28 protein-coding genes are annotated in these 26437 nt (G+C 69.4%); 19 read left to right on the top strand and 9 right to left on the bottom strand.

Translation table 11 applies throughout. The features are described 5' to 3' along the window. Nucleotides 1-70 precede the first annotated feature (70 nt). The gene (ypfJ, locus tag WS96_RS09295) at nucleotides 71-949 is read right to left on the bottom strand and encodes a KPN_02809 family neutral zinc metallopeptidase (protein ID WP_059832080.1); all 879 of its coding nucleotides are present in this window, start codon (nucleotides 947-949) and stop codon (nucleotides 71-73) included. Between the two features lie 408 nt (nucleotides 950-1357). On the opposite strand from ypfJ, the gene WS96_RS09290 reads away from it, so the two are divergent. The 5 genes from WS96_RS09290 (at nucleotide 1358) to WS96_RS09270 (ending at nucleotide 6204) form a co-directional block, all read left to right on the top strand. Next, complete coding sequence (locus tag WS96_RS09290) at nucleotides 1358-2149, top strand: SDR family NAD(P)-dependent oxidoreductase (protein ID WP_059832079.1); 792 nt, start codon at nucleotides 1358-1360, stop codon at nucleotides 2147-2149. 100 nt (nucleotides 2150-2249) lie between these two features. After that, nucleotides 2250-3287 (top strand): LysR family transcriptional regulator, encoded by a 1038-nt coding sequence (locus WS96_RS09285; RefSeq protein WP_059832077.1) that lies wholly within the window; start codon nucleotides 2250-2252, stop codon nucleotides 3285-3287. 99 nt (nucleotides 3288-3386) lie between these two features. Further along, nucleotides 3387-4076 carry a DUF4286 family protein gene (locus WS96_RS09280; protein ID WP_059832075.1) on the top strand — a complete coding sequence of 230 codons (690 nt, stop codon included), beginning with the start codon at nucleotides 3387-3389 and terminating at the stop codon, nucleotides 4074-4076. A 69-nt stretch (nucleotides 4077-4145) separates the two neighbouring features. Next, nucleotides 4146-5453: an MFS transporter gene (locus WS96_RS09275; protein WP_373557876.1), complete on the top strand. Its 1308-nt coding sequence runs from the start codon at nucleotides 4146-4148 to the stop codon at nucleotides 5451-5453. Between the two features lie 49 nt (nucleotides 5454-5502). Further along, a complete protein-coding gene (locus WS96_RS09270; RefSeq protein WP_059832072.1) occupies nucleotides 5503-6204 on the top strand; it encodes a DUF2848 domain-containing protein in 702 nt (233 codons plus the stop codon). A 352-nt stretch (nucleotides 6205-6556) separates the two neighbouring features. On the opposite strand, the gene WS96_RS09265 is transcribed toward WS96_RS09270, so the two are convergent. Next, nucleotides 6557-7534 (bottom strand): NAD-dependent epimerase/dehydratase family protein, encoded by a 978-nt coding sequence (locus tag WS96_RS09265; RefSeq protein WP_059832070.1) that lies wholly within the window; start codon nucleotides 7532-7534, stop codon nucleotides 6557-6559. Nucleotides 7535-7633: 99 nt separating this feature from the next. Between WS96_RS09265 and WS96_RS09260 the strand changes: the two genes are divergently transcribed. Next, complete coding sequence (locus WS96_RS09260) at nucleotides 7634-8542, top strand: LysR family transcriptional regulator (protein ID WP_059832068.1); 909 nt, start codon at nucleotides 7634-7636, stop codon at nucleotides 8540-8542. Between the two features lie 31 nt (nucleotides 8543-8573). On the opposite strand, the gene WS96_RS09255 is transcribed toward WS96_RS09260, so the two are convergent. Next, on the bottom strand, nucleotides 8574-8897 hold the full coding sequence (locus WS96_RS09255) for a DUF7660 family protein (protein ID WP_059823133.1): 324 nt from the start codon (nucleotides 8895-8897) through the stop codon (nucleotides 8574-8576). 45 nt (nucleotides 8898-8942) lie between these two features. Further along, the gene (locus tag WS96_RS09250; RefSeq protein WP_059502813.1) at nucleotides 8943-9815 is read right to left on the bottom strand and encodes a LysR family transcriptional regulator; all 873 of its coding nucleotides are present in this window, start codon (nucleotides 9813-9815) and stop codon (nucleotides 8943-8945) included. A gap of 146 nt (nucleotides 9816-9961) precedes the next feature. Here WS96_RS09250 and WS96_RS09245 point away from each other — a divergent pair, with 146 nt between their 5' ends. Next, nucleotides 9962-11419, top strand: coding sequence for an MFS transporter (locus WS96_RS09245; RefSeq protein ID WP_059832066.1), 1458 nt, complete (start codon nucleotides 9962-9964; stop codon nucleotides 11417-11419). 91 nt (nucleotides 11420-11510) lie between these two features. Here WS96_RS09245 and WS96_RS32115 read toward each other — a convergent pair whose 3' ends face one another. Then, entirely contained in the window at nucleotides 11511-11708 is a 198-nt protein-coding gene (locus WS96_RS32115) for an oxidoreductase-like domain-containing protein (protein ID WP_082720231.1), read from the bottom strand. 162 nt (nucleotides 11709-11870) lie between these two features. Between WS96_RS32115 and WS96_RS09240 the strand changes: the two genes are divergently transcribed. Next, nucleotides 11871-12293 carry a RidA family protein gene (locus tag WS96_RS09240; RefSeq protein WP_059832064.1) on the top strand — a complete coding sequence of 141 codons (423 nt, stop codon included), beginning with the start codon at nucleotides 11871-11873 and terminating at the stop codon, nucleotides 12291-12293. A gap of 133 nt (nucleotides 12294-12426) precedes the next feature. Here the strand turns inward: WS96_RS09240 and WS96_RS09235 are convergent, their stop codons facing one another. Beyond that, the gene (locus WS96_RS09235) at nucleotides 12427-13140 is read right to left on the bottom strand and encodes an SDR family NAD(P)-dependent oxidoreductase (RefSeq protein WP_059832060.1); all 714 of its coding nucleotides are present in this window, start codon (nucleotides 13138-13140) and stop codon (nucleotides 12427-12429) included. A 329-nt stretch (nucleotides 13141-13469) separates the two neighbouring features. Here WS96_RS09235 and WS96_RS09230 point away from each other — a divergent pair, with 329 nt between their 5' ends. Then, on the top strand, nucleotides 13470-14147 hold the full coding sequence (locus tag WS96_RS09230; protein ID WP_059832058.1) for a dihydrodipicolinate reductase C-terminal domain-containing protein: 678 nt from the start codon (nucleotides 13470-13472) through the stop codon (nucleotides 14145-14147). Between the two features lie 92 nt (nucleotides 14148-14239). Here WS96_RS09230 and WS96_RS09225 read toward each other — a convergent pair whose 3' ends face one another. Next, nucleotides 14240-15049 carry an SDR family oxidoreductase gene (locus WS96_RS09225; RefSeq protein ID WP_059832056.1) on the bottom strand — a complete coding sequence of 270 codons (810 nt, stop codon included), beginning with the start codon at nucleotides 15047-15049 and terminating at the stop codon, nucleotides 14240-14242. Further along, entirely contained in the window at nucleotides 15046-15879 is an 834-nt protein-coding gene (locus WS96_RS09220) for a molybdenum cofactor biosynthesis F family protein (RefSeq protein ID WP_059832156.1), read from the bottom strand. The genes WS96_RS09225 and WS96_RS09220 overlap by 4 nt, the downstream gene beginning before the upstream one ends. A 170-nt stretch (nucleotides 15880-16049) precedes the next feature. On the opposite strand from WS96_RS09220, the gene WS96_RS09215 reads away from it, so the two are divergent. The 3 genes from WS96_RS09215 to WS96_RS09205 all read left to right on the top strand — a co-directional run bounded on the left by WS96_RS09215 (nucleotide 16050) and on the right by WS96_RS09205 (nucleotide 18702). Then, the gene (locus tag WS96_RS09215; RefSeq protein WP_059832054.1) at nucleotides 16050-16844 is read left to right on the top strand and encodes a helix-turn-helix transcriptional regulator; all 795 of its coding nucleotides are present in this window, start codon (nucleotides 16050-16052) and stop codon (nucleotides 16842-16844) included. Between the two features lie 181 nt (nucleotides 16845-17025). Beyond that, on the top strand, nucleotides 17026-17958 hold the full coding sequence (locus tag WS96_RS09210) for a DMT family transporter (RefSeq protein ID WP_059832157.1): 933 nt from the start codon (nucleotides 17026-17028) through the stop codon (nucleotides 17956-17958). A gap of 195 nt (nucleotides 17959-18153) precedes the next feature. Next, nucleotides 18154-18702 carry a hypothetical protein gene (locus tag WS96_RS09205; RefSeq protein ID WP_059832053.1) on the top strand — a complete coding sequence of 183 codons (549 nt, stop codon included), beginning with the start codon at nucleotides 18154-18156 and terminating at the stop codon, nucleotides 18700-18702. Nucleotides 18703-18797: 95 nt separating this feature from the next. Here WS96_RS09205 and WS96_RS09200 read toward each other — a convergent pair whose 3' ends face one another. Further along, the gene (locus WS96_RS09200; protein WP_034204471.1) at nucleotides 18798-18932 is read right to left on the bottom strand and encodes an entericidin A/B family lipoprotein; all 135 of its coding nucleotides are present in this window, start codon (nucleotides 18930-18932) and stop codon (nucleotides 18798-18800) included. 228 nt (nucleotides 18933-19160) lie between these two features. Here WS96_RS09200 and WS96_RS09195 point away from each other — a divergent pair, with 228 nt between their 5' ends. From WS96_RS09195 to WS96_RS09160, 7 genes are all read left to right on the top strand, one after another. Next, the gene (locus tag WS96_RS09195) at nucleotides 19161-20456 is read left to right on the top strand and encodes an aspartate carbamoyltransferase (protein ID WP_006485851.1); all 1296 of its coding nucleotides are present in this window, start codon (nucleotides 19161-19163) and stop codon (nucleotides 20454-20456) included. A gap of 430 nt (nucleotides 20457-20886) precedes the next feature. Next, nucleotides 20887-23130, top strand: coding sequence for a TonB-dependent receptor (locus WS96_RS09190; protein ID WP_059832051.1), 2244 nt, complete (start codon nucleotides 20887-20889; stop codon nucleotides 23128-23130). A 3-nt stretch (nucleotides 23131-23133) separates the two neighbouring features. Then, a complete protein-coding gene (locus WS96_RS09185) occupies nucleotides 23134-23889 on the top strand; it encodes a tetratricopeptide repeat protein (protein ID WP_059832049.1) in 756 nt (251 codons plus the stop codon). After that, nucleotides 23886-24569 (top strand): Fe2+-dependent dioxygenase, encoded by a 684-nt coding sequence (locus WS96_RS09180; RefSeq protein WP_059832047.1) that lies wholly within the window; start codon nucleotides 23886-23888, stop codon nucleotides 24567-24569. The genes WS96_RS09185 and WS96_RS09180 overlap by 4 nt, the downstream gene beginning before the upstream one ends. A gap of 83 nt (nucleotides 24570-24652) precedes the next feature. After that, nucleotides 24653-24892 (top strand): type II toxin-antitoxin system Phd/YefM family antitoxin, encoded by a 240-nt coding sequence (locus WS96_RS09175; RefSeq protein ID WP_034204466.1) that lies wholly within the window; start codon nucleotides 24653-24655, stop codon nucleotides 24890-24892. Then, a complete protein-coding gene (locus WS96_RS09170; RefSeq protein WP_034206140.1) occupies nucleotides 24889-25284 on the top strand; it encodes a type II toxin-antitoxin system VapC family toxin in 396 nt (131 codons plus the stop codon). The genes WS96_RS09175 and WS96_RS09170 overlap by 4 nt, the downstream gene beginning before the upstream one ends. Before the next feature lie 416 nt (nucleotides 25285-25700). Further along, on the top strand, nucleotides 25701-26285 hold the full coding sequence (locus WS96_RS09160; protein WP_059832045.1) for a nucleotidyltransferase family protein: 585 nt from the start codon (nucleotides 25701-25703) through the stop codon (nucleotides 26283-26285). Nucleotides 26286-26437 lie beyond the last annotated feature (152 nt).

Genomic DNA, 26437 nt, shown 5'->3' with positions numbered 1-26437 from the left:
GTCCCGGCCCGGCCGCGGCGGCCGGTTCTACCGGGACGATATCGGCGCGCGACGGGGCACGCGCGTCGTTTCAGCGTGCGTTCGCGGCGAACGTGTCGCAGGCGCTCACCTCGCCCGACTCCATCCCGCGCCGCAGCCAGTACACGCGCTGCTCGCTGGTGCCGTGCGTGAAGCTTTCGGGCACGACGTAGCCCTGCCCTTGCTGCTGCAGCCGGTCGTCGCCGATCGCCGCGGCGGCCTTCAGCCCCTGCTCGAAATCGCCCGGCTCCATCAGCCGCTGGTTCGCGCGCTGCGCGTTGTTCGCCCACACGCCGGCAAAGCAGTCGGCCTGCAGCTCCATGCGCACCGACAGCGCATTCGCGCGCGCCTGGCTCGACCGCCGGCGCGCGGCGTCGACCTTGTCGGCGATGCCGAGCAGGTTCTGCACGTGATGGCCGACTTCGTGCGCGATCACATAGGCCTGCGCGAAATCGCCGCCCGCGCCGAAACGCTTGCGCAGCTCGTCGTAGAAGCCGAGATCGATATACACGTTGCGGTCGCCGGGGCAATAGAACGGCCCCATCGCGGTCTGGCCGGTGCCGCACGCGGTCGGCGTCGAGTTCGTGAACATCACGAGCTTCGGCGGTTCGTACTGCGCATGCAGCTGCGTGTTGAACACGCCCGTCCACGTGCGTTCGATATTGCCGAGCACCTTGCGCGTGAACACCGCGCCGGGATCGTTGGCCGGCGCGCCCTGGCGCTGGGTCGGCGCGGGCTGCGCCTGCTGCTGGCGGCCCTGCAGCGCCGACGCGCCTTCGAGCACGACGCGCGGGTCGATGCCGAAGAAATACGATGCGGCGAGCGCGACCACGATCGTGCCGATGCCGATCGTCGCACGCCCGCCGCCGAACCCGCCGGCGCCGCGTCGATCCTCGACGTTGACGCTTTCTCTTTCGTCGTCCAGCCTCATTGCCGGCCCCTCCCTGTTCTTTTGTCGATGGTCCGGCCGCGCCAGCGCGCGACCGGCGATACGCCGCGGCGACACGAGCCGTCGGCGGACGCGATGCCTGTGCCGCGGACGCCCGCTCGCGCCGATCCCGCCTGCCGCTCGATTCGTACGACGGAATCGGCAGGCCGACGCGCCGCGCGCCGCTGCGTGCATCCGCACGCGCTATTTTGCCGGGCTTTCGCGGCTTATCGCAAAAATGTGGAGGATAGAGCGATTCGGCAGCGAACATCGTCAGCCTTTGCAAAATGCGCCACGGCCGCCGCGCCCGGCCGGACGGACGCTCGGACGCCCGCATTCATCCTTTCGGCGGATACCGGTGCGCGCCCGCGCCGCATAAAGTGGCCGGAACGCCCCTTTCCGGAGAACGACATGACGCACCTGCCCCCCCGCACGATCGCAATCACCGGCGCAGGCACCGGCATCGGCGCCGCGTGCGCGCGCCGCTTCGCCCGTCGCGGCGACCGCGTCGTGCTGATCGGGCGCCGCCACGCGCCACTCGACGCGCTGGCGGCCGAAACGGGCGGCCTCGCGCTCGCGGGCGACGCCGCCGGCACCGCAGACTGGGCCGGCTTCCTGCCGCGCATCGCGGAACGCTTCGGCCGCGTCGATGCGCTCGTCGCATGCGCGGGCGGCCACGGCATCGGCCGCGCGGACGAAACCGACGACGCGCAGTGGCGCGACGCGATGCGCGCGAACCTCGACACGGCATTCGTCAGCGCCCGCGCTTGCCTGCCCGACCTGATCGCGCAGCGCGGCAATATCGTGCTGGTCGCGTCGATCGCGGCGCTCGCGGCCGGGCCGGGCGTATGCGGCTACACGGTCGGCAAGCACGCGCTGCTCGGGCTGGCGCGATCGCTCGCACGCGACTACGGCCCGCACGGCGTGCGGGCGAACGCCGTCTGCCCCGGCTGGGTCCGCACGCCGATGGCCGACGCGGAAATGGCACCGCTGATGGCCGCGCACGGCGATTCGCTCGACGCTGCGTATGCCCGCGTCAGCGCCGACGTGCCGCTGCGGCGCGCGGCCGACGCCGACGAGATCGCGGCCGTCTGCGCCTTCCTGGCGTCGCCGGACGCCTCGTTCGTGACCGGCGCGACGCTCGTCGCGGACGGCGGCGCGACGAGCGTCGACGTGCCGACGCTCGCGTTCGACCGGCTTTGACGCCACCGGAAGGCGTCGCACGCGCCGGCCCGCGCCCGAATCCATTAACATCGTCCCGATCCGCCGCCTGGCGCGGCACCGCCTCACCGTTCGGAATGCGATGAACATCCGGTTTCTGGAAACTTTCGTCTGGCTCGCGAAGCTGGAAAACTTCCGGCTCACGGCCGAGAAACTGCACACGACGCAGGCCGCCGTGTCGAGCCGCATCGCATCGCTCGAGGAGGCGTTCGACGTGCGCCTGTTCGACCGCAATACGCGCTCGGCCACGCTCACGCCCGCGGGCCGGCGCATGCTGGCCTACGCGGAGCGGATCGTGCGGCTCGACGGCGAAATGCGGCGCGACATCGACGCGGCGAGCGATGCGGGCCTGATCCGGATCGGCGTGATCGAATCGATCGTGCACAGCTGGTTCCCCGCGCTGATGGCGCAACTGCGCGAGCGCTATCCGCGCCTCGACGTCGAGATCACGAGCGACACGACGCTGCACCTGATCCGCCTGCTCAGCACCGACGGCGTCGACCTGATTCTGCAGACCGACCCGGTGCCGGGGCCGGACTTCACGAACCTGCCGCTGTGCGAATTCCCGGTACGCTGGGCCGCGAGCCCGCGCCTCGGGCTCGGCGGCCAGCCGCTCGACGTCGCGCGCCTGGCCGGGTTTCCGATCATCAGCTTCTCGCGCCACTCGGGGCCGCACGCGACGATCGAGCGGCTGTTCGCAGCCGTCGAACGGCCGGCCAGCATCAACTGCATCACGTCGGTCGCCGCGATGATCCGCCTCGTCGCGGACGGCTTCGGCGTGGCCGCGCTGCCGCCCGCGATCATCGGGCGCGAACTGCACGAAGGCACGCTCGAACTGCTCGACGTCGAGCCCGAGTTCCCGGCGCTACCGCTCGTCGCGACGTACCGCAGCCAGGGGCTGCCGGTCGCCGCGCGCATCGCGGAACTCGCGAGCGAAGTCGCGCGCCCGACGGCGGCCGCCGCGAACGTCGCGAAGCCGGCCGCCCCCGAGCGCGTCGACGCAGCGCCCACGCGCAACGCAACCGGGACGAAGACGAGCACGTCGGCGAAAACGAAGCGCACGGCGCAAGCCGCGTCGCCTGCCGCACCCGCCGCGAAACGCCGCCCGCGCCGCTCATAAGAAAACCTGTTCACCGCGAATTTGTTTTCTTGTTGGACGGGCGCGGCCCGTCTTCGGGACACTGGGGTTCCCGACACCCCCGTCACGAGGCACACCGCGATGAACCGCCCTTCCCTTCCGCACGGCCAACTTTGCGTCTGGACGGATATCGACCCCGCGCACGAAGCCGATTTCAACGCGTGGTACGACCGCGAGCACATGCAGGAGCGTGTCGCGATTCCCGGCTTCACGCATGCGCGGCGGTTTCGCGCGACCGACGGCGGCCCGCGCCGATACCTCGCGCTGTACGTGACCGACGCGCTCGACGTGTTCCGCGGCGACGCGTACCGGCGCGCGTTCACGCAGCAGACCGCGTGGTCGCTGGCGAACTTCGAGCGCATGACGGGCACGCAGCGGCGCGTCGGCGAGCTGACGATCGAGGCCGGCGACGGCGAAGGCGCGCATCTCGCGCTGTTCGTGCTGCCGCCGGACCGCATCGACGTGCCGCACCTGCGCGCGCGCTTCGATGCCGCGCTGCACGAACCGGGCATCCATGCCGCACGCCTCTTCCGCACGTCGCCGGACCTGTCCGCGCCGATCGGCGCGTCGGCGGCCGCCCGCCCGGCCGCCGACGCGCTCGTGCTGATCGAAGGCAGCGACGCGGCGGCCACGCGTCGCACAGCCGCCGCACTCGCCGGGCACGACGACGTGCGCACCTTCGACCTGCTGTGGCGCGCCGCCGCGCCGCTGCCTGCCCAGCGACGCGACACCGAAGCCGAACCGGCCACCGCTGCCGCCCTGCCTGCCTGAACGCTCGACGCCGACGCCCACGCCGGCCCCGCGCTTCATCCCGTCATCCGTCACGACCTGCCCGATACCATGAGCACTCTCGTCCAGCCCGCCGCCCACGCGCCCCGCCGTGTCCGCAACAGCCGACTCGCGACCGCGAGCATGATCGGCACGTCGCTCGAGTGGTACGACTTCACGATCTACAACACGCTCGCCGCGCTCGTTTTCAACCATCTGTTCTTTCCGTCGGTCGATCCGCTGGCCGGCACGATCCTCGCGTTCTCGACCTATGCGGTCGGCTACGTGTCGCGCCCGCTCGGCGGCTTCGTGTTCGGCAACCTCGGCGACCGCATCGGCCGCCGCGCGGTGCTGATGCTCACGCTCGTGCTGATGGGCGTGACGACCGCGCTGATGGGCGCGCTGCCGACCTACGCGCAGGCCGGCATCCTGAGCCCGATCCTGCTCGTCGCGCTGCGTTTCGTGCAGGGCGTCGCGCTCGGCGGCGAATGGGCCGGCGCGGTGCTGCTGTCGGTCGAGCACGGCGACCAGAAACGGCGCGGGCTGTCCGCGTCGTGGACGCAGATCGGCCCGTCGTTCGGCACGCTGCTCGGCACCGGCTGCATCGCGCTCGTCACGCTGTCCACCACGTCCGACGCGTTCCTGTCGTGGGGCTGGCGCCTGCCGTTCGCGGCCAGCGCGCTGCTCGTCGTGTTCGGCTTCTGGCTGCGGCGCGGCGTCGACGAAACGCCGCAGTTCGAGCAGCTCGCCGAATCGCACGCGACCGCCGACGTGCCCGTCGCCGACGTGCTGAAGTACCACTGGAAGCGCCTGCTGATCGCGGGCGGCTCGCGGATCGGCTCGGACGTGCTGTATGCGCTGATCGTCGTGTTCACGCTGACCTACGTGACGACCGTGCTGCACCTGTCGCGCCCCGTGGCGCTGACGGCCGTGATGATCGGCACGGCCTGCAACGCGCTCGCGGTGCCGTTCTTCGGCGCATTGTCGGACCGTTTCGGCCGTCGGCCCGTGTATCTCGCCGGCGCGCTCGCCGGCATCGTCTGGGCGTTCGCGTTCTTCGCGTTGCTCGATTCGGCGCGCCCCGCGGCGATCGTCGCGGCCGTCGCGATCGGCCTCGTGATCCATGCGGTGATGTACGGCCCGCAAGGCGCGTTCGTGACCGAACAGTTCCCGACGCGCGTGCGCTATGCGGGCGCGTCGCTCGCGTACACGCTCGCCGGCATCGTCGGCGGCGGCTTCGCGCCGCTCGTGATCGCCGCGCTGTTCCGGCAGACGGGCACGACGACGGCCGTGTCGCTGTACGTCACGGCCGCGCTCGTCGTCACGTCGATCGCACTCGTCGCCGCGCGCGAGACCGCGCACCGGCCGCTCGAGGATTGAGCGCAGCCGCTCCCCGATTCACTCCTTCGCACTTCAAACGGATAGCCGCATGCCAACCCTGTCGTTCAACGTGATTTCCCCGCCAGGCACGCCGGCCGCCGTCGCCGCCGACGTCGAACGCGTCGTGATCGCCGGCTGGGCCGGCCGCGACCCGGCCGCGATCCGCGCGCACATCGACGAACTCGCGGCGCTCGGCGTCGCACCGCCGTCGACCACGCCGTGCTTCTATCGCGTGTCGTCCGCGCTGCTCACGCAGGCGCCGTCGATCGGCGTGCTCGGCGCACGCTCGGGCGGCGAAATCGAATGCGTGCTGGTCGACAGCCCGGCCGGCACGCTGGTCACGGTCGGCTCCGATCACACGGATCGCGAAGTCGAAGCGTACGGCGTCGCCGTGTCGAAGCAGGTGTGCGCGAAGCCGCTCGGCCGCGACGCGTGGCGTTATGCGGATGTCGCCGATCACTGGGATACGCTCGAGATGCGTTCGTGGCTGATTGCGCGCGATGGCGAACGGGTGGCGTACCAGCACGGCGCGGTCAGCGGCCTGCTCGCGCCCGACGTGCTGTGGCAGCGGTTCGACGATCGCCGCACGATGCCCGCACGCTGCGCGATGTACGGCGGCACGGTCGCCGTGCACGGCGCGATCGCGGCGATGAACGACGGCGATGCATTCGAGATGGAGTTGCACGATCCGGTGCTCCGACGCAGCTTGCGGCACCGGTATGCGGTCGAGGTGTTGCCGGTCGTCGCGTAACGGCGAGCGGAAAAGCGCATGGAACACGGGCACGACGGCTTTCAGCCGTCGCGCCCGTTCCTACCTGTACGACTCGAAGCAGTGGTAGTCCGGGAAGTTGAACTGCGAGTTGTCGCAATACAGCACACCGGCCAGGTTCGTACACCCGCTCAGTGTGAACACGATTGCCCCCGCAACCGACATTTTCCATCCGAAATACCGCATCGCGCCCCCGTTTCCGCCTGATCTGTGTCGATCGACATGATGCGCATCGGACGCACGCGGGTATGTGGAGAATTGTGGTCCCGGGCGTTCTCGGGTTCGCCGTGACGCGTTGCCGTGCACGGGCGCAGCCCGGGCTGCCCGCCCGTGCTCACCCGAGACACCCGAGCCCCGCCAGCGTCGCCTCCACCGCGGTATCGAGCGGCGTCACCGGCTCGCGGCCGAGCACCGCGGTCACGCGCGCGTTGTCCATCCGGATCGGTTCGCGCCACAGGTAACGCATCTCGAGCAATTCGCGCAGCGTCGTGACGAACGGCGCGGCTGCCCACACGAGCCACCACGGGAAATCGCGCAGCGCCGGCCGCATGCCGTGCCGCTGCGCGACGCGTTGCACGGCCTGCGCCATCTGCATGCCGTCTTCGTCCCAATGCCCGCCCAGATGAAATCGCGCGAACGGCTCCAGCGTCTCGCGCCGCTCGATCAACTCGACCATCACGCGGGCCACGTCGGGCACATACGCCCACTGATGGCCGACGCCGCGGCTCGGCACGCGGACGGTCGCGACGGGCCGCCCCGGCTTGACCAACCCCTGGGAAAACCAGCTGTTGCCGAGCTGCGGCCCGAAGAAATCGCCGGCGCGCACGACGATTGCCCGCACGCCGTGCGCGCTGGCGTCCTGCAGCCGCCGCTCCAGCTCGACGCGGATCGCGCCCTTGCGGGTCGCCGGATGCTGCGGCGCATCTTCCCGCAGCACCGGAAACGCATCGGCGCCGAAGTTGTAGACCGTGCCCGGCAGCACGACGGTCGCCTGCGCGGCCCGCGCCGCCGCGATCGTGTTGTCGATCATCGGCAACACCTGCGTGGCCCAGTTCCGGTATCCGGGCGGGTTCACCGCATGCACGATCACGCTGCAACCGCGTGCGGCGCGCCCCACCGCATCTCGATCCAGCGCGTCGCCGCGCACCCACGCGATGCCGTCGCGCGCCACGACCTCGGCATCGAGCCCGCGCTTGAGCGCACGCACCTGCCAGCCCGCATCGCACAACTGCCGCGCGACCTCCCCGCCGATTCCGCCGCTCGCGCCGAGCACGAGTGCCAGCCGTTGCGTCCCGCCTGCGTTCTTCGCCATTGCCGCTCCCCTTGAATGGAACCATCACGACACGCATTCTGGCGCGCCGCAGGCTATCAAGGAATTGCCTAACCCGACAGATCGACTATACATTTATGCATGACCACCGATCTGAACTGGGAACGCTACCGCACCTTCCTGGCGGTACTGACGGAAGGCTCGCTGTCCGGCGCGGCGCGCGCGCTCGGCATCACGCAGCCGACGGCCGGCCGCCATGTCGCGGCGCTCGAAGCGGCGTTCGGCCAGACGCTGTTCACGCGCTCGCCGTCGGGCCTGCTGCCGACCGAGGCCGCGCTCGCGCTGCGCGGCCATGCGGAGGCGCTGCGCAGCGCGGCGGCCGCGTTCGAGCGTGCGGCCGCCAGCCACGGCGCCGGCGTGCGCGGCATCGTGCGGCTCTCGGCCAGCGACGTGATCGCCGTCGAGGTGCTGCCGCCGATGCTCGCGCAATTGCGACGCGACCATCCGGGGCTCGTGATCGAACTGGTGCCGACCGACCGCATCCAGGACGTGCTGAAGCGCGAGGCCGATATCGCGGTCCGGATGGCGCCGCCCGCGCAGGATGCGCTCGTCGCGCGGCGCGTCGGCGAAATCGAGGTCGGGCTGTACGCGCGCGACGATTACCTGGCGCACCACGGCGCGCCCGCGACGATCGACGCGCTCGCGCATCACGCGCTGATCGGCTTCGATACGGTCACGCCGTTCATTCGTTCCGCGGGGCGCGCAATGCCGATGTGGAAGCGCGACGCGTTCGCGCTGCGCACCGACAGCAATCTCGCGCAGCTCGCGATGATCCGTGCCGGCTACGGGATCGGCTTCTGCCAGACGGCGCTCGCGAAACGCGACGCGCGGCTCGTGCGCGTGCTGCCGGGCGGGCCCGCGATGCGGCTGGAAACCTGGGTCGTGATGCACGAAGACCTGCGGACGAGCCCGCGCTGCCGGGCCGTGTTCGATGCACTGGCCAACGGGTTGCGTGCGTATGCGTCCGCGGACGATGAAGTCGCCGAGTAGAAAGCGGCGTGCGTGAATCGCGCGAGCCGCGTCATTCGTGGGTTTTCCCGGCGAACAGGATGTCGGCGATGCGCCGCCACGGGTTGTCGGGCATGTCGTAGCAGCCCAAGCCCTCCTCCGATGCCTCGGCCCAGTCGATCATCGCTTCCAGGTATTCGCCGATCGAACGGTTTTCCCAGCCGAGCGCCGCGTGGGCATACGGCGACAGCGGCGCATCGGCCTCGAGCTGCCGCTCCGTGCGCCAGTCATGGCCGAGCACCCGCAGGAAGTGGACCAGCGAGCGCTCGTCGACCACGCGCTCCAGCGCATGCTGCAGCTTCGCGGCCATCTGGTTCTTCAGTTCGTCGTCGTTCATGCCCGTAGCCCCCTGGCGCGCCCGCCGGCGACGCGCGGCATGGTGTTACATCAGCAGCTGACGCGACAGCACCTCGCGCGCCTGGGTGACAGTCTCGCGCTCGCCCGGCAGCGGCGGCGTCAGCGAAAACACCGCATCGGGCAAAGGCGGCAGCCGGTATTTCGTGCCGAGCCGCATCAGGCCGTCGCCGATCGCCGACGCGCACAGGCAGCCGACCCCGAGCCCCGCCGCGAGCATCGACTGCAAGCCCGCGACACCCGACGCGCTGTGCACGAGCACGTACGGCGTGTGCCGTTCGTCGAGCGAGCGCACCGCGACCTGATGCATCATGCAGTCGTCCGGCAGCAGCACCAGCGGCAGCGGTTCGGGCAACTGTTCGGCGAGCGCGGGCGACGCGACCCACGACAGCGGTTCGCGCCGCAGCACCCAGCGCGTGTCGGCCGACGCCGGCCGAAACGGCCCGCTCGACATGTTCATCACGACGCCGAGATCGATCTGCCCGCGCGCGTGCGCCGCCTCGATATCGGCGCTCTTCATCGCGCTCACGTGCAGGCTCAACTGCGGGTAACACTCGCGCAGCCGCGCCAGCATGCCCGCCACTTCGTTCGTGCGGTAATAGTCGGTGATCGCGACGCGCAGTTCGCCCTTGATCGCCTGCCCGCGCAGCTCGTCGAACGCCGCCTCGTTCAACGCGACGATGCGTCGCGCGTGCTGCAGCAGCCGCGAGCCGGCCGGCGTCGGCTCGACGCCGCGCTTGCTGCGCACGAACAACGGCACGCCGGCGCGCGATTCGAGCTTGCGCACCTGCTCGCTGACCGTCGATTGCGACAGGTGCAGCAGCGGCGCGGCGGCGGTCAGGCTGCCGGCATCCGCGACTGCCGCGAAAGTGCGCAACTGATCCAGATCGAAACCGCGCATCGTCATTCCTTATCCATCGATTAACCCGATGGATGCTACCACTCTTTCCCGCTTTTCCGAACCATGACCGATGCTCAGAATAATGGGGCAACGGCCTGCCTGGGTTCCTCATCCATCGGGCCCTCATTTTTTCGAATCCTGTTTCCATGACGAACAACACCCTTGCCCCCTGCGCGCCGGCCGGCGCCGCTGCCGCGACGCCGCGCAGCCACCACGGCTGGGCGCTCGTGGTCCTGCTGGTCGGCGCCATTCTGCCGCCGCTCGACTACTTCATCGTGAACCTCGCGCTCCCGGCCATTCGCGACGGCATCGGCGCACGTCAGGCCGAGTTGCAACTCGTCGTGTCGGCCTATGCGTGCGCGAACGCGGTCGTCCAGATCACCGGCGGGCGCCTCGGCGACCTGTACGGACGCAAACGCATGTTCATGATCGGCATGGCCGGCTTCGTGCTCGCGTCGACGCTGTGCGGGCTCGCCGGCAACGGCACGGTGCTCGTCGGCGGCCGCGTGCTGCAGGGCCTGTTCGCCGCGATCCTCGCGCCGCAGGTGCTCGCGACGATCCGCAGCGTGTTCAGCCCGCAGGAGCAGGTGCGCGTGATGGGCTTCTACGGGTTCGCGTTCGGCCTCGCGGCCGTGATCGGCCAGCTCGGCGGCGGCGCACTGATCAGCCTGCATCCGTTCGGGCTCGGCTGGCGTGCGATCTTCCTCGTCAATCTGCCGATCGGCATCCTGGCGCTGATCGGCAGTTGGCGCTTCATTCCGGAAAACCGCGCGCCGCGCGGCCAGCGCATCGACGTGCCGGGCACGGTGCTGATGTCGCTGTTCCTGCTGATGCTCGTGTACCCGCTCACGCACGGTCGCGAAGCCGGCTGGCCGCTGTGGATGATCGCGTGCGGCGTCGGCGCGCTGCCGATGCTGGGCGCGCTGCTGACGATCGAAGCGCGCCGGCTCGCGCGCGGCCACGATCCGCTGCTCGACGTGCGTCTGTTCCGCAACCCGGTCGTCGCGCTCGGGCTGCTGCTCGCGTTCCTGTTCTACATGCTGAGCGCGTTCTTCCTGAGCTACGGGATCTATCTGCAGGGCTGCCTGAACTGGTCGCCGCTCGCGTCCGGGTTCGCGATCCTGCCGCTCGGGCTCGGCTTCCTCGCGAGCCCGCTGCTGATGCCGCGCCTCGTCGCCCGCTTCGGCGGCTATCGCGTGCTCACGCTCGGCTTCGCGATGCTCGCGGCCGGCGTCGCGAGCGCCGCCGCCCTCGCCCGCGACGGCGCGCCGGGCCCCGGCTTCTATGCGGGCATCGCGGCGATCGGCATCGGGCAAGGGCTCGTGCTGCCGTCAGTCGTGCGGATCGTGCTCGCGGAAGTCGATGCGGCCCGCGCGGGTGTCGCGTCGGGGATGGTCAGCGCGATGCTGCAGATCGGCGCGGCGGTCGGCGCCGCGACGATCGGCGGCGTGTTCTTCGCGCGGCTCGGCGTGCATCCGGCCGCACTCGATTACGTGCAGGGATTCAGGACGTCGATGTTCACGCTGACGGTCGTGTTGCTGGTCTGCATTGCGCTGTCGACGGCGCTCGGGCCGCTGCATCGGCGGCTGCATGCGGATGCGTGACCGCTGACACGCGACGGAATCCGTACCGTCGATCGAGGCGCGTAAAACGAACGCGGCGCATGCGCGGCGCGGCGGTGCGCCGGCCTCCGGCTCATCGGTGAGGCTCGCGCTGCGCCTGCCGCGCCTCCCATTCGGCCAGCTCGACGCGATAGCGCGCGAGCGCCTCGTCGTACAGGTCGAAGACGCATGGCGAGCAGCCGCTGTTGCAGCAGTCTTCCAGTTCGGGTTGGATAGGCGGGGTCGGACGGGGATCGTCGACGGACGAATCTCCGGAAGCTTGGTTCGGCACGGCGTGGTCCGGTAATGTGGAGTATTCAGTATAGGGCGATCCGGGCCGCCGCCGCGTTCGGCAGGCCGGACGGGCGACGACGAACGCGTCCGTCATGGCGCATTCGTCGGGCACCGCGCGCCGCTGCGTTCGCCCCATTTTCCGTTCCACAGGAGCTGCGCGATGGCCGAAGCCGTGAATCCACCGGAAGTCTGGGCGCCGTTCGGCGCGTTCTCGATGGCCGTGATCCAGGGCGATGGCCGGATCGTGCATCTGAAGGGACAGGTCGCGCTCGACCGCGACGGGCAGGTAGCCGGCGCCGGCGACATGCGCGCCCAGGTTCGGCAAACCCTCGACAACATCCGCGACGTGCTGGCCGCACTGGGCGGGCAGATGCGCGACGTGATCTCGCTCGTCCATTACGCCACCGACATCGATGCGTTCATGCAGACCGGCGACATCCGCAGGACCTACTTCGCCGAACCTTATCCGGTGACGACGACCGTCCAGATCGCGCGTCTTTACCATCCCGGCCTGCTGATCGAGATCGCAGCCATCGCCGAGATTCCGCTGGCGCGGTTTCGTCGTCCTGGGACGGCCGCGTGAAAAGCATCGGGGTCCACGTGAGATCGCGCGCCGGTCAACGATCAGGATGGCGGGCTGAGTGACGGTCTCGGGACGCGCAATCCGGTGCGACGTTGTACGCACGGCCGCCCTCGGCGAGCCCCTCGCCAGCGCGCTACGCGACGCGCCCGCTCACCGGAATCGACGCACCGGTGATCGCCTGCGCATCGTCCGACAGCAGGAATCCGATCGTCGCCGCAAGCTGTTCGGGTCGCACCCAGCGCGAGAAGTCGGCGTCGGGCATGTCCTTGCGGTTCGGCGGCGTGTCGATGATGCTCGGCAGCAGCGCGTTCACGGTCACGCCGCGATCGAGCAGTTCCGCCGCCAGCGCCTCGGTGAGCCGCGCGACACCCGCCTTCGCGGCCGCATACGCGCCCATCCCCGCGCCGGCCTTGAATGCCGCGCCCGCGCCGATGTTGACGATGCGGCCGGCCCGGCTCACCGCCAGGTACGGCAGCGCGGCCTTCGACGCGTTCAGCGCCGTCTTCACGTTCAGTTCGTACATGCGGTCCCACGTGGCGGCGTCGCCGTCGGCGATCGTCTGCCACGTGAATGCACCGGCGATGTTCAGCAGCGCGTCGACGCGGCCGAATTCGCGGTTGACCGTTTCGAGCGCCCGCACGGCGGCCTGCGGATCGACGAGATCGATGCCGCCGATGCGCAGCGCATCGGCCGGCACGCCGGGCAGCGCCTGCGCCGCCGGGGCCGCGCCGCGGCCGATCAGCGCGACGCGTGCGCCGCGCTCGCCGAGCCACGCGGCCGTCGCGATGCCCAGATGACCGAAGCCGCCGGTGATCGCGACTGCCTTGCCTTTCAGGTCGTGTTCCATCGATGTGTTTCTCCTGGATCGAGGGTGATTGGATCAAATGCCGACAGCGTAGCGCCGTTCACGCGTTCGTGCGCCCGGCGACGAGGGTGCGGCGATACGGTTGGGCCGTCGTTTCGCCGTGATTATCGGGCACCGGCCGGCGGCGGCATCGCGAGACGGATCGCAAGCCCGTGCATCGCCGGCGAAGCCCGACAAGCGCGCAGTCGGACGGCCGGGCATAATGCGCGATGCCCGCCACGCGCGGCGCGCGGCACGACAGCCGGGCCGGCCTGCCCGACGGCCCGTGTCGCCGCCGGCTCTCGCATCCCGAACCTCAACCCGTCAATCCCATGCAAGTACTCGTCATCGGAACCGGCAAGCTCGCCCACGAGCTGCTCGGCTCGCACCAGCTCGACCCGGCCACCTGTCGCGTGATGCCGTGGTCGGACGGCACGCGGACCGACGCCCGATCGATCGTCGTCCATGCCGGCTCCGGCCGCGAACTCGCCGCGGCGATCGCGTTCTGCCAGGCCACGGCGTCGCCGCTCGTCGAGTTGTCGACCGGCTCCGACCTCGAAACCGGGACGTACGGCTTTCCGGTCGTGCTGTGTCCGAACACGAACATCCTGATGCTCAAGTTCATGAGCATGCTGGAAACCAGCGGCCACCTGTTTCGCGACTGCGCAATCAGCGTGACCGAGTCGCATCAGGCCGGCAAGACGTCCGTCCCCGGCACGGCCGTCGGCATCGCCCAGGCACTTGGCGTGCAGCCGGCCGCCATCCGCTCCGTGCGCGACCCGGCCGTGCAGCGCAGCGAATTCGGCATCCCCGACGATCAGCTCGGCCGCCATGCGGTTCACCGGATACGCATCGACGACGGCGCATGCAGCCTGCAGTTCGAATCGCGCGTATCCGGTGCGACGCCCTATGCGGACGGCGTATCGCGCATCGTCGAGGCCGTGCGGCAGCACGATCTCGAGCAACGTCGCTATTCGATCGTCGAATTCATCCGCAACGGCTGGCTGTAGGCGCGGCAGCGGCCGGCACGGCGCCGCATCGCGCCGGCCGCACGCCGACGCCGGCGCGGCCTCGCCGCAACCACCGCCTCGCCGGCCCACCGCTACCCGTCCCCCAGCACCGCCCCGCTCTCCGGCAAGGTCGCCCCGCCGTCGACGACGATCGTCTGCCCGGTGATGTACGCCGCGTCGGCCGATGCGAGAAACAGCATTGCGTTCGCGATGTCCTCCGGCTCGCCCATCCGTGCCAGCGGAATGTCGCGCGCGATTTGCGCCGCGACCGACGCGTCGCCGAGATTGCCTGCCGCCGGCGTGCGGATCATCCCCGGTTCGACGCCGTTGACCGTCACGTTGCGGCGCGCCAGCTCGAGCGCCGCCGCCCGAATGAAGCCGTTCACGCCGGCCTTCGACGCCGCGTAATGCGCAAGCCCCGGATAGGCGACGCGCGGCCCCGTCACCGACGACGTGACGAGCAGCCGCCCGGCCCCTGCGCGCTCGAACGCCGGCAGCGCGGCCTGCGCGAGCCAGAACAGCGCCGACAGGTTGACCGACAGCGTGCGCTCGAGCGTCGGTTCGTCGATCCGTGCGAACGGCGTCAACGGAAAATACGCGGCATTGTGGACGACGACATCGAGCCGGCCGCCGTCGCGCTCGACTGCCGCCACGAGCGCAGCCAGTTCATCCCGGCGCGCGGCATCGACCCGATACGCGCGTGCCGTGCCGCCCGTACCGGCCAGCGCGTCGGCCTGCGCGGCTGCCGCGTCGCCGTTCAGGTCGGCGAGCGCGACGAACGCGTCGGATTCCGCGAAGCGGCGGGCGATCGCCGCGCCGATCCCTTGCGCGGCGCCCGTGACGAGCACGACACGCCCGCTGAAGTCCGCACGTACGCGGCCGCTGCCCGGCACGGCAGTCATCGCTGCCCCTCGCCGCCGAGCGGGTGCACGGTTTCGTTCAGCACCTGCGCGTAAGCGCCGATCGGGAAATTCGACAGCGTGCCGAAATCGCCGCCCTGATAGCCGAAGATCTTGCCGTCGGTCTTGCGCTGCGCGAGATCGATCAGCACGACGCCGAGCGTCGGCACCACCTTTTCGCGCCACACGAACAGATACAGCTCGTCCGCGATCCTGAAGTAATGACAGCGGTCGACGTCGGCCAGCCCGCGTTCGACGCCCTGCAGGCACTGCCATGCGTAGAAATTCTCGTTCAGATAGATGTGCTCGTAGCATTCGGTCGGGCTGTAGCGGTACATCGTCCGCTTGCCGATCAGCTCGCGCGTGGGCGCATGCAGCGGCCCCGGCCGGGCATGGCCACCGAGCGTGCCGTGCCGGAATTGCGCATCGACGGCCGTCAACGGCAGCCCGCGCGCGACGCGCGTGAACGCATCGATGCGCGTGTCGGCTTCCGTCGGCAGGGTCCCGACGACCGACGTCCACACGCCGGTGTCGAGATCGATCACGAGACTCACCGATGTCGCGCGAGCGGTGGCATCGATGTAGTCGACGAAGTACAGGCCGTCGCGCAGCCGCGTCACGCGGCACGGCGCGCGGCCGCCGGCATCGTTCGCCGGATCGCGCCACTGCAGCGCGCCCGGCTCGAACGTATGGACGCGCCACACGCCCGCTGCGTCGCCGAGCGCCAGCGTCCGCCCGACGAGCGCGTCGACGGGTGCGAGGACGTTCGCTTCCGGCGCGAAGCCGTCCGCCAGTGCGCCCACCTGAATGAATACCGGATCCTGTCGTTCCACCTGCCGTCTCCCGCGCAGCTTCAGGCCCGGCGGGCCGTGTACGCTGCTCATGCGCACATGGTGCGGGCGGCGTGCGCCGCGCGGTATCCGCCAAAAGGATGAAGGGCGCGCGGCGCCGGAACGCGCTAGAGTGCACGTGATCCGCGCCGCGACCGGCGCGAGGAGCGCACATGCACCGTGTCATCCATTACCGACGCAGCGATGAAGGCATCGAGGCAATCAGCCTCGAATCCGATCGCGCGTTTCCGCGCCACGCGCACGACGAATTCGGGGTCGGCGTAATCGTCAGCGGTGCGCACCGGTCGTGGAGCGGCTGCGGGCAAGTCGACGCGCTGGCCGGCGACGCGATCATGGTCAACCCCGGCGAGATGCACGACGGCTCGCCGCTCGAGGCCGGCGCCGGCCGGCGCTGGCGGATGCTGTACCTCGCCCCCGCGCTGGTCGCGGGCGTCGCGGCGGAAGAAGGCCTCGGCGGCGTCGAGCTTGCGCACCCGGCCGTGCGCGACGCACGGCTCGCCGCCGCGGTCGGCCGGCTGCATGCGCGCATCGTCGCAGGCGAAACCCAGCCGCTGGCTCGCGACGAAGCGCTCGTGATGCTCGTCGCCGGTTTGCTCGCCCGGCACGCCAACCGCCCGCTGCCGGCGGCGGGCGTCGCGCCGGCGGTCCGCGTCGCCCGCGAGCGGCTCGACGCAGCGCCGAACGCCGCCGTGTCGCTCGCCGAGCTGGCCGACCTGAGCGGCGTCAGCCGCTTCCAGTTGCTGCGCGGCTTCGCGCGCGAGCTCGGCATCACGCCGCATGCCTATCTGGTTCAGCAGCGCACGCGGCTCGCGCGTGCGCTGCTGGCCGGCGGCCTGCCGATCGCCGAGGCCGCGGCCGAGGCCGGCTTTGCGGATCAGAGCCACCTGACGCGCGCGTTCGCGCGCCAGTTCGGGATCACGCCGGGGCGGTTCACGCAGGCGGGTTGAGTCACGCTGTCGCCCGCGCAGTTCGAGGCCGTCGAGCGCCCTGCGTTCGCAGGCGATTGCCGCGCCGACGGCAGCCGCGCCCCATTGCGTCCGTCCACATCGACGGCACACCGCATCGACACCCCTCCGCGCTGCAATTTCGTTCAAGACGCGCGCCAGCCGGTGCGCGACGATGCGGCGCATGAAGACACGACTGATCGGCTATCTCTATCTCGCCGCCGCGATGGCAGGCGTCGGCAGCACCGTCATCGCGAGCCGTCTCGCGGCCGGTGGCCTGCCGCCGTTCGCGGCCACCGCGCTGCGCTTCCTGATCGCGACCCCGCTGCTGCTCGCGCTGATGCACGCGCAGCGCATGCGCTGGCCGCGCATTTGCGCACGCGACGCCGTGCTGCTCGTCATCCAGGCCGCGGCGGGCGGCGTCGGCTACACGGTGCTGCTGATCAGCGGCACGAAGCTGTCGTCGCCGCTCGATGCGGGCGTGATGCTCGGCACGCTGCCGGCGATGTCGACGCTGATCGCGGCCGTCGTGCTGCGCGAGCGGCAGACGCCGCGCGACTGGCTGGCCGCCGCGCTCGCCACGGCCGGCGTGCTGTTCGTCACGTTCGCGCCGGGCCACGCGATGCCGTCGCTCCAGACGCTTGCCGGCGATGCGCTGGTGCTGGCGGCCGTCGCATGCGAAGCGGTCTTCATCCTGCTCAACCGGCGGCTCGCCGCGCCGTTGCCGCCGCTCGCGCTTTCCACCGCGATGTCGGGCCTCGGCTTCGTGCTCGCACTCGTGCCGGCCGCGTTCGAATGGCATGCGCTGGCGAGCGGCTGGACCGTCGGCGCGGTGTCGGCGATCGCGTACTACGCGTTGATTCCGACCGTGCTCGGCTACCTGTGCTGGTATGCGGGTTCGGCGCGCACGAGCGGCACCGAGGCGGCCCTCTTCACGGCGGTCGCGCCGGTTTCGGCCGTGCTGTTCGCGGTCGTCCTGTTCGGCGAAACGCTGACCGGCACGCGCGTCGCGGGCATCGCGCTCGTCGTCGCCGGCATGCTCGTCGGCGCGACGCGACGGCGCGAGCGGCCCGTCGAATCACGCACGACGCTCGCCGCGCGGACCGCCACCGACTGACTCGCGTTCATCGCGCCCGCGGAAACGGCGGCGGCCCCTCCCGTCGCGTCGCCGGTCGATCCCGCCTTCGCGCGACACGGCCGGCGACTGTAGGAATGTGTCCGCGCACCGCAAAACCGTTGCGCGCGCCTGCGCAAGATGCAATATTCGCGTGGCCGGGCCCTTTGACAACCATCGAACAACAATCCCCACGCAATGAACAGGAAGGAAGCCAAAACAAGAATCGCGGTGCTGCTATCCGCGGGAACGAGGAAGGCCGACGCGCTGGCCGAACTGTCCGGACAGGGGCTCAAGGATCGCGTGCTCGCGCAGCTGATCGCGTCGCGGCCGGACCCCGAACGCTGCCGCAAGAACAAGGTGCACATCCGGATCCTGATCGGCCTCGGCGTCGCCCAGTTGGTCATCAGCCTGATGCTTGCGTACTACTTCTTCGCGTCCGGCGCCGGCGGCGTCCTCGTCACCGTCTTCCTTGCGTTGACCGTGCCGCTGTCGCTGCTGTTCATCTGGGGCTTCGCGACCCATCGTGTCGGCGCGTATCACGCGTTCATCGTGCTGTCGCTGCTGCAGATGCCGAAGACCGTCGCCGATCTCGGGCGCGATCCGTCGTCCGCGCTGCCGAGCCTCGCGATCACGGCCGTGCTCGTCGGTTACGTGTGGTTCGTCCGCAACCGGTTGTTCCCCGACTTCGGCTGGTTCACGCCGCGCAAGGTCGAAGGCCGCTACGCGTTCGTGGAACGCGCCTGACGCTACCGACGCCACGTCGGGCGCAAAAAAAGGCGCCGGGCCTTCCCGCCATCGCGGAAAGGCCCGGCGCCTTCTGCATGCCGGAACCGATCGGCTTACTTCGCCTTTTCAGCCGAATCGCTGATCGCCTGGCCACCCTTCGAGATGTCCTGGCCCATGCCTGCGACCGTATTGCAACCGGCGAGCGCGGCGGTCACCACCAGCAGCATTGCAGCAATCGTACGCGTCATTCTCATTCTCCTTCGAATCAACAAGCCCGACCGGGCGAATCGTTTTTGGCGTGGCGCCCGGCACGCTGCCGGACACGGGGCCTGACCTGATTATACGGAGGCGCGCGCCAGTACGGCCTCGCCGAGTGTCCTGCGCGCCACACCACGCGCGCTCGCAGATTTTTCTTGACTTCATCGCGCCACCCACTAATATACGCATCGCGTATATTTTCCGCCCAGGAGCCGCCGATGACCGTCCCCCAGCAAGCCTTCCTCCGCGACGCGATGCGCCGCCTCAACATGACCCGCGAGGCATTCGCGAATCGCATCGGCGTCAGCCGGCGTGCGCTGGATACCTGGCTGCTTCCGGACGATTCGCAGGAATCGCGCGGCATGCCGGAGATCGTCGAGCGCTTCGTGTCGGAAATCGTCGAACGCTCGGCGCCGGATGGCGAAAACTATACGCAAAGCGTAGACAAACAAGGGCTCGCGAAGCAATTCCTGTTCGAAGGCAAGCCGCAATTGATCTCGGTCGACCAGTTCTCGCGGGATTCGGTCGAGGCGCTGTTCCGCGTGGCCGACGTCATGCAGCCGATCGCGCGACGCCACAAGATTTCGCGGGTGCTCGAAGGCGCCGTGCTCGGCAACCTGTTCTTCGAAGCCAGCACGCGTACGCGCGTGTCGTTCGGCGCGGCCTTCTGCCGGCTCGGCGGCTCGGTGTGCGACACGACGGGCTTCACGTTCTCGTCGATGGCCAAGGGCGAATCGATCTACGACACGAGCCGCGTGATGGCCGGCTACGTCGACGCGCTCGTGATCCGTCATCCGGAAAAAGGCTCGGTGGCCGAATTCGCACGCGCGACCAACCTGCCGGTGATCAACGGCGGCGACGGCCCCGGCGAGCACCCGAGTCAGGCGCTGCTCGACCTCTATACGATCCAGCGCGAGTTTTCGCGGCTCGGCAAGATCGTCGACGGCGCGCACATCGCGCTGGTCGGCGACCTGAAGTACGGCCGCACCGTGCACTCGCTCGTCAAGCTGCTCGCGCTGTACCGCGGGCTGAAGTTCACGCTCGTGTCGCCGCCGACGCTCGAGATGCCGGCGTACATCGTCGACCAGATCGCGACGAATGGCCATGTGGTCGAGCAGACGACCGACCTCGCGGCCGGGCTGCGCGGCGCGGATGTCGTCTACGCGACGCGGATCCAGAAGGAGCGCTTCACCGACGAGTCGTTCGAAGGCTACACGCCGGATTTCCAGATCAACCAGGCGCTCGTCGACTCGGTGTGCAAGCCCGACACGCTGATCATGCATCCGCTGCCGCGCGACAGCCGGCCCGGCGCGAACGACCTGTCGGTCGACCTGAACCGCGACCCGCGTCTCGCGATCTTCCGGCAGACCGACAACGGCATTCCGGTGCGGATGGCGATCTTCGCGGTGCTGCTCGGCGTCGAGAATCTCGTCCAGCATTCGATGCGCGACGCGACGTGGCGCCCGCCCGCGTACCTCGGGCCGGAGGATGCCGTGTTTCACGGCATCGACTGACGCCGCACCGGCGTGTCGCGCCCGCCTGCCATTGGCTGGCGCAGCCGGCACGCTCGCTCGGTTCGAAACGCGCCGCATTGCACGGCGCGTTTTTCGTTTCGGCGCGGTTGACGGAGGCTGGCAACCGGAAGCTACCGCGCCCACGGATCGATCGCTCGAAGCCCCATCGTCTCGAACGGCGCAACTAGCGCGTGGCCGCGATCAAGCCGTTCGCCCCGGCCGTTCGCCCCGGCCGATCGGCCAATTCCGCCGGCCAGCCGCCGCCACCCCTCCGCAACATTCGTCAACGATTCCCTTACAAACGATAACAAGAACGCTTCTCATTCAACAAAAAATTACATAGAATGCCGCCTGAAAACAAATCGTAATAATTCCCGGCGGCATGCACATTTCCGCAGCGTCCCGGGGCCACACCGCGAGGTCGAAGCGCATGAAGTCCCGTCCCGACGAGCTGAAGCTCGGTAAATTCACCACCCTGTGCAGCGTGCTCGCCGCGAGCCCCGCGTTCGCCGACGGCACGCCGCCCGCGGCGCCCGCCAGCACCGAAGGCCACCTCGCGCCGATCGAGATCCAGGGCAAGACCGAGCACAGCTACAAGGCCGACTTTTCCGCTTCCGCGAAATTCACCGCGCCGCTCGTCGATACGCCGAAATCCGTCACCGTGATCCCGCAGGAACTGATCCAGAGCAGCGGCGCGGCAACGCTGACCGAAGCGCTGCGCACGGTGCCCGGCATCACGTTCGGCGCCGGCGAAGGCGGCAATCCGCTCGGCGACCGTCCGTTCATCCGCGGCTACGACACGCAGGGCAGCATGTTCGTCGACGGCATGCGCGACACGGGCGCCACCACGCGCGAGATCTTCAACACCGAGCGCGTCGAGATCACCAAGGGTTCCGACGGTGCGTACGGCGGCCGCGGCGGCGCCGGCGGCAGCATCAACCTGATCACGAAGGCCCCGCATCTCGGCACGACGGCCGCCGCGAGCGCGGGCCTCGGCACCGACCGCTATCGCCGCTTCACCGCCGACGGCAACTGGCAGTTCGCCGATCACGCCGCGTTCCGCCTGAACCTGATGAGCCACAACAACGACGTCGCCGGCCGCGACGCCGTCAACAACGAGCGCTGGGGCGTCGCGCCGTCGATCGCGTTCGGCCTCGGCACGCCGACGCGCGTGACCGCGAGCTACTACCACCTGCAGACGGACGACATGCCCGACGGCGGGATCCCGTACTTCTACACGACGTCGAACAAGCCCGCGAACGTCGGCACGATCTATCCGGCGCCCGTCGATCGCCACAACTTCTACGGCCTGATCGACCGCGACTTCCGCAAGACCACGTCGGACATCAGCACGATCAAGATCGAGCACGACATCACGCCGAACCTCACGGTGCGCAACACCACGCGCTACACGGAATCGACGCAGGACTACATCTGGACGCAGCCGGACGACAGCCAGGGCAACGTGGTGAACGGCAAGGTCTGGCGCCGCAACAACAATCGCGACAGCTCGATCAACAGCCTCGCGAACCTGACCGAGCTGTTCGGCGAATTCCGTACGGGCCCGTTCAAGCACAGCTTCACGACCGGTATCGAGCTGTCGCGCGAATGGGGCAAGCGCGATTCGTACACGGTCGCGACCGACAAGGGCACGATCTGCCAGAAAGGCATCGGCGCGCCGTCGGGCTACAACTGCACGAGCCTCTGGTCGCCGAACCCGAACGATCCGTGGGCCGGGTCGATCACGCGCAACAACGACTACGCGCATGCGCGCACGACGACGAAGTCGATCTACGGCTTCGACACGATCGAGCTCACGCCGCGCTGGCAGGTGAACGCCGGCGTACGCGTCGACGACTACTCGACCCGCTTCACCGATACCGCAGCCAACGGCGGCAAGACCTATACGCGCGACGACACGCTGTTCAACTGGCAGGCCGGCCTCGTATTCAAGCCCGCGCAGAACGGCAGCATCTACGCGTCGTATGCGACGTCGTCGACGCCCGCCGGCATGCTGCTCGGCGAAGGCAGCGAAACGCAATCGCTCACGCCGGGCCGCGGCGGCGTCGGGCCCAACGCCGATCAGATGGCGCCCGAGAAGAATCGCAGCATCGAGCTCGGCACGAAGTGGAACGTGCTGAACGACAAGCTGTCGCTGACGGCCGCGCTGTTCCAGATCGATACGACGAACGCACGCGTGACGCTGCCGAACAACCAGTACGCGATGGTCGGCAACAAACGCGTGCAGGGTCTCGAGCTCGGCCTCGCCGGCCAGATCACGAAGCAATGGCAGGTGTTCGGCGGCTACACGTACATGAAGAGCGAACTGCGCGACAACGGCAAGGACGCCGCGAACGACGGCAACCGCTTCCCGAACACGCCGAAGCACAGCCTCACGATGTGGTCGAACTACGACGTCACGCCGAAGTTCACGGTCGGCGGCGGCGCGTTCTACATGTCGGAAGTGTTCGGCGATCCCGCAAACCAGCGCGCCGTGCCGTCTTACTGGCGCTTCGACGCGATGGCGCAGTACCGGATCAACAAGAAGCTCGACCTGCAACTGAACGTGAACAACCTGTTCAACCGCACCTACTTCGATCAGGCGTATCCGGCGCACTATGCGTCGATCGCCCCGGGCCGCTCGGCGTTCGTCACGCTGAACGCGCGCTACTGATCGATGGAAGCCGTATCGCTGAAGGCGCTCGCGTCGGTATCGCCGCGCGCGTTCGCCGACATCCTGGCCGGGCCGCCCGAGCGCGCCGCCGCCTGGGTCGCGGCGGCGGCCGACCACGGCATCGTCGACGCGCAGGCCGTCTACGGGCAATACCTGCTCGACGGGCACGGCGTCGCACGCGACCCGGCCGCCGCGCTCAACTGGTTCCGGCACGCGGCGCGGGCCGGCCATCCGATGGCGATGAACATGCTCGGGCGCTGCTACGAGTTCGGCTGGGGCACGGCCGCGTGCGCGCCGGTCGCCGTGTACTGGTACCGGCTCGCTGCGCACGCGGGCCTCGACTGGGGCATGTACAACTACGCGACTGCCCTTGCGCTCGGCAACGGCGTCGACGAGAACCGCGCCGACGCGCTCGACTGGTTCCGCCGCGCGGCCGCGCTCGGCCATGCGAAATCGATCAACCTGATCGGCGGCTTCTACGAGGACGGCTGGGTCGTACCCGCCGACACCGACGCCGCGTTCGACCACTATCGCCGCGCCGCCGTCGCCGGCGACTTCCGCGGCCAGTTCAACTATGCGCGGCTGCTCGCGGAGCGCGGGCGCGTCGACGAAGCGCTCGTCTGGCTCGCGCGCGTGCCGGCCACCGCGACACCCGCGTTCATCGCGAAGATGCGCGCGTATCTCGCACAGTCGCCGGTCGACGCTTTTCGGGCGGCGGCCGTGCAACTGGCGCCGCCCGCAATGGAAACAGCACCATGATGCTTCATATCCCCGGCGTACTGACCCGGTCGCAAGTCGCGCAATGCCGCGACCTGCTCGATGCCGCCGAATGGGTCGACGGCAACGCGACGTCCGGCGCGCAGTCGGCGCTCGCGAAACGCAACCGGCAATTGCCGGAAGGCTCGCCGGCCGCGCGCGCGGTGGGCGACGCGATCCAGGACGCGCTCGCGCGCCATCCGCTGTTCTTTTCGGCGGCGCTGCCGCTCAAGGTGTTTCCGCCGCTGTTCAATCGCTATGAAGGCGGCGAAACGTTCGGCACGCACGTGGACAACGCGATCCGGCTGCTGCGCGGCACGGATTTCCGCGTGCGCAGCGACCTGTCGGCGACGCTGTTTCTCGAGGAGCCCGAAGCGTACGACGGCGGCGAGCTGTGCGTGGAAGACACGTACGGCGTGCATCGCGCGAAGCTGCCGGCGGGCGATCTCGTGCTGTATCCGGCGTCGAGCCTGCATCACGTGACGCCGGTGACGCGCGGCGAGCGCGTCGCGTCGTTCTTCTGGATTCAGAGCATGGTGCGCGACGATGGCGATCGCACGCTGCTGTTTCAGCTCGATACGCAGATTCAGGCGCTTTCCGCCGAAAAAGGGGCGAAGGACCCCGTGGTCATTTCGCTCACCGGGATTTATCACAACCTGTTGAGGAAGTGGGCGGACGCGTAGCGCGAGCCAGTCACGCCCCGGCGCTTGCGCCGCGTCGAAAGGCGAGTCTAAAATGACCATCGTCAAATGACCATGCTCATATCATGATGCCGCACGCTCCCGTATCGAAATCCGAATTCAAGGCTCGCGCACTCGAGTACTTCCGGCTCGTCGAGGCGTCGGGCGAAAGCCTGATCGTCACCGACCACGGCAAACCGACGCTCGAGATCCGGCCGTATCGCTCGCGCGAAACTCAGCCGTTGGACATATTGCGCGGTTCGGTCATGCGCTACGACAATCCTCTCGATCCGATTGCGGAAGATGATTGGGAGGCGTCGCGGTGATCGTGCTGGATACGCATGCATTGGTGTGGTGGGTAGCGGGCGACCCTGCGCTCAGCAGGAAGGCGCGAAGCGCGATCGATCGTGCCCGGAGCGAAGGCGCGCTCGCCGCATCCGCCATCTCCGCGTGGGAAATTGCGATGCTGGTGCGCAACGACCGCCTCGCACTGACGATGGATGTCGACGCATGGCTCGCCACCGTCGCGCAGATCGACGGCATGCGCTTCGTGCCGGTCGATGCCGACATCGCCGCGAAATCCACCGACCTGCCCGGCACGTTCCACAAGGACCCGGCCGATCGCATGATCGTCGCGACCGCGCGGCGGCTCGGCGCGCCGCTCGTCACCCGCGACGAAAAAATCCGCGCGTACGCGCACGTCAAGACGCTCTGGTGAGCGTTGCCCGCCCGTGGGCCGAACCGCGGCGCCCCTTCCGCCAGGCTCTGGCATATTGGCGATTCGTCTGACCAAAACGACCGCGGCCGCCCCATTCGATATCGGCGCGTGGCCCGCAACCGTCCTCGCGCCATTGGCCAGTTACCGTGATACCGCTCTCCGATCCCGCCGTCCGGTCGATCGCCCTGCGGGAGTCGCACGAAGGGTTCGTCGATCTCTCGTTCGGCGATCGCCATTGGGCCGTCATGCAGAACGAATCGCACGCAATTTACGGTCCTGTCGACGAAAGCATGCTCGACGTATCGTCGCGATGACGGTTTTCCCGATCCGACACGCGTGACCCGGTAACATCCTCACTTGCCGATCCCCGCGTGCTCCCGCACAATCGCAGCACCTGCCTCACTCCCCTCGCGCCGATGTCCTATGCGTCACTCGCCACCGGCGTCCTGCTCGCCGGCGGCCTTGGTCAACGCTTCGACCCGAGCGGCCTGCACAGCAAGCTGCTCGCCCGGCTTCCCGACGGCACGCCGGTGGCGGTCGCCGCCGCCCGCCGTCTCGCGGCCGCCACCGCCGACGTGATCGCCGTCGTGCGTCCCGGCGCCGAAGAGCTTGCGATCCTGCTGAACGAAGCCGGCTGCCAGGTCGTCTATGCACCCGACGCGTTGCGCGGCATGGGCGCGAGCCTCGCGGCCGGCGTCCGCACCACGCCCGACGCGAGCGGCTGGCTCGTCGCGCTCGGCGACATGCCGTGGATCGCGGCGTCCACTTACGAAACGGTCACGCGCGCGCTCGAGGCCGACCACGCGTCGATCGTCGCGCCCGCGCATCGCGGCATGCGCGGCCACCCGGTCGGTTTCGCCGCGCACCATTTCGATGCGCTCGCCGCCCTCGACGGCGACACGGGCGCCCGCGCGCTGCTCGCCAGCGCGCCGGTGACACTACTCGACGTCGACGACCCCGGCATCCTGCGCGACGTCGATACACCGGCGGATTTGCGCTGACGTCGATTGCGCGGGCCGGCAAGATCCCGACCGAACACCGCCAATGAGCGGATTTCGCCGGCGATCGACCACCCGCCGCAAGAATCCCGCTGCAAACCCGCGCCCGATTGGCTATAACGGAGACGAGGCGCGTCCGCCGCGCCGCCGCCGTC

Source organism: Burkholderia sp. MSMB1835, from assembly GCF_001526365.1.
Lineage (GTDB): Bacteria > Pseudomonadota > Gammaproteobacteria > Burkholderiales > Burkholderiaceae > Burkholderia.
The sequence above is the reverse complement of the archived record's forward strand: the minus strand, read 5'-3'. Positions and strand labels throughout refer to the sequence as shown.

What these genes read in the sequence shown, in the direction of transcription:
- ypfJ (WP_059832080.1), bottom strand. Translation starts at nt 949, where the DNA reads ATGAGGCTGGACGACGAAAGAGAAAGCGTCAACGTCGAGGATCGACGC.
- WS96_RS09290 (WP_059832079.1), top strand. Translation starts at nt 1,358, where the DNA reads ATGACGCACCTGCCCCCCCGCACGATCGCAATCACCGGCGCAGGCACC.
- WS96_RS09285 (WP_059832077.1), top strand. Translation starts at nt 2,250, where the DNA reads ATGAACATCCGGTTTCTGGAAACTTTCGTCTGGCTCGCGAAGCTGGAA.
- WS96_RS09280 (WP_059832075.1), top strand. Translation starts at nt 3,387, where the DNA reads ATGAACCGCCCTTCCCTTCCGCACGGCCAACTTTGCGTCTGGACGGAT.
- WS96_RS09275 (WP_373557876.1), top strand. Translation starts at nt 4,146, where the DNA reads ATGAGCACTCTCGTCCAGCCCGCCGCCCACGCGCCCCGCCGTGTCCGC.
- WS96_RS09270 (WP_059832072.1), top strand. Translation starts at nt 5,503, where the DNA reads ATGCCAACCCTGTCGTTCAACGTGATTTCCCCGCCAGGCACGCCGGCC.
- WS96_RS09265 (WP_059832070.1), bottom strand. Translation starts at nt 7,534, where the DNA reads ATGGCGAAGAACGCAGGCGGGACGCAACGGCTGGCACTCGTGCTCGGC.
- WS96_RS09260 (WP_059832068.1), top strand. Translation starts at nt 7,634, where the DNA reads ATGACCACCGATCTGAACTGGGAACGCTACCGCACCTTCCTGGCGGTA.
- WS96_RS09255 (WP_059823133.1), bottom strand. Translation starts at nt 8,897, where the DNA reads ATGAACGACGACGAACTGAAGAACCAGATGGCCGCGAAGCTGCAGCAT.
- WS96_RS09250 (WP_059502813.1), bottom strand. Translation starts at nt 9,815, where the DNA reads ATGCGCGGTTTCGATCTGGATCAGTTGCGCACTTTCGCGGCAGTCGCG.
- WS96_RS09245 (WP_059832066.1), top strand. Translation starts at nt 9,962, where the DNA reads ATGACGAACAACACCCTTGCCCCCTGCGCGCCGGCCGGCGCCGCTGCC.
- WS96_RS09240 (WP_059832064.1), top strand. Translation starts at nt 11,871, where the DNA reads ATGGCCGAAGCCGTGAATCCACCGGAAGTCTGGGCGCCGTTCGGCGCG.
- WS96_RS09235 (WP_059832060.1), bottom strand. Translation starts at nt 13,140, where the DNA reads ATGGAACACGACCTGAAAGGCAAGGCAGTCGCGATCACCGGCGGCTTC.
- WS96_RS09230 (WP_059832058.1), top strand. Translation starts at nt 13,470, where the DNA reads ATGCAAGTACTCGTCATCGGAACCGGCAAGCTCGCCCACGAGCTGCTC.
- WS96_RS09225 (WP_059832056.1), bottom strand. Translation starts at nt 15,049, where the DNA reads ATGACTGCCGTGCCGGGCAGCGGCCGCGTACGTGCGGACTTCAGCGGG.
- WS96_RS09215 (WP_059832054.1), top strand. Translation starts at nt 16,050, where the DNA reads ATGCACCGTGTCATCCATTACCGACGCAGCGATGAAGGCATCGAGGCA.
- WS96_RS09210 (WP_059832157.1), top strand. Translation starts at nt 17,026, where the DNA reads ATGAAGACACGACTGATCGGCTATCTCTATCTCGCCGCCGCGATGGCA.
- WS96_RS09205 (WP_059832053.1), top strand. Translation starts at nt 18,154, where the DNA reads ATGAACAGGAAGGAAGCCAAAACAAGAATCGCGGTGCTGCTATCCGCG.
- WS96_RS09200 (WP_034204471.1), bottom strand. Translation starts at nt 18,932, where the DNA reads ATGACGCGTACGATTGCTGCAATGCTGCTGGTGGTGACCGCCGCGCTC.
- WS96_RS09195 (WP_006485851.1), top strand. Translation starts at nt 19,161, where the DNA reads ATGACCGTCCCCCAGCAAGCCTTCCTCCGCGACGCGATGCGCCGCCTC.
- WS96_RS09190 (WP_059832051.1), top strand. Translation starts at nt 20,887, where the DNA reads ATGAAGTCCCGTCCCGACGAGCTGAAGCTCGGTAAATTCACCACCCTG.
- WS96_RS09185 (WP_059832049.1), top strand. Translation starts at nt 23,134, where the DNA reads ATGGAAGCCGTATCGCTGAAGGCGCTCGCGTCGGTATCGCCGCGCGCG.
- WS96_RS09180 (WP_059832047.1), top strand. Translation starts at nt 23,886, where the DNA reads ATGATGCTTCATATCCCCGGCGTACTGACCCGGTCGCAAGTCGCGCAA.
- WS96_RS09175 (WP_034204466.1), top strand. Translation starts at nt 24,653, where the DNA reads ATGATGCCGCACGCTCCCGTATCGAAATCCGAATTCAAGGCTCGCGCA.
- WS96_RS09160 (WP_059832045.1), top strand. Translation starts at nt 25,701, where the DNA reads ATGTCCTATGCGTCACTCGCCACCGGCGTCCTGCTCGCCGGCGGCCTT.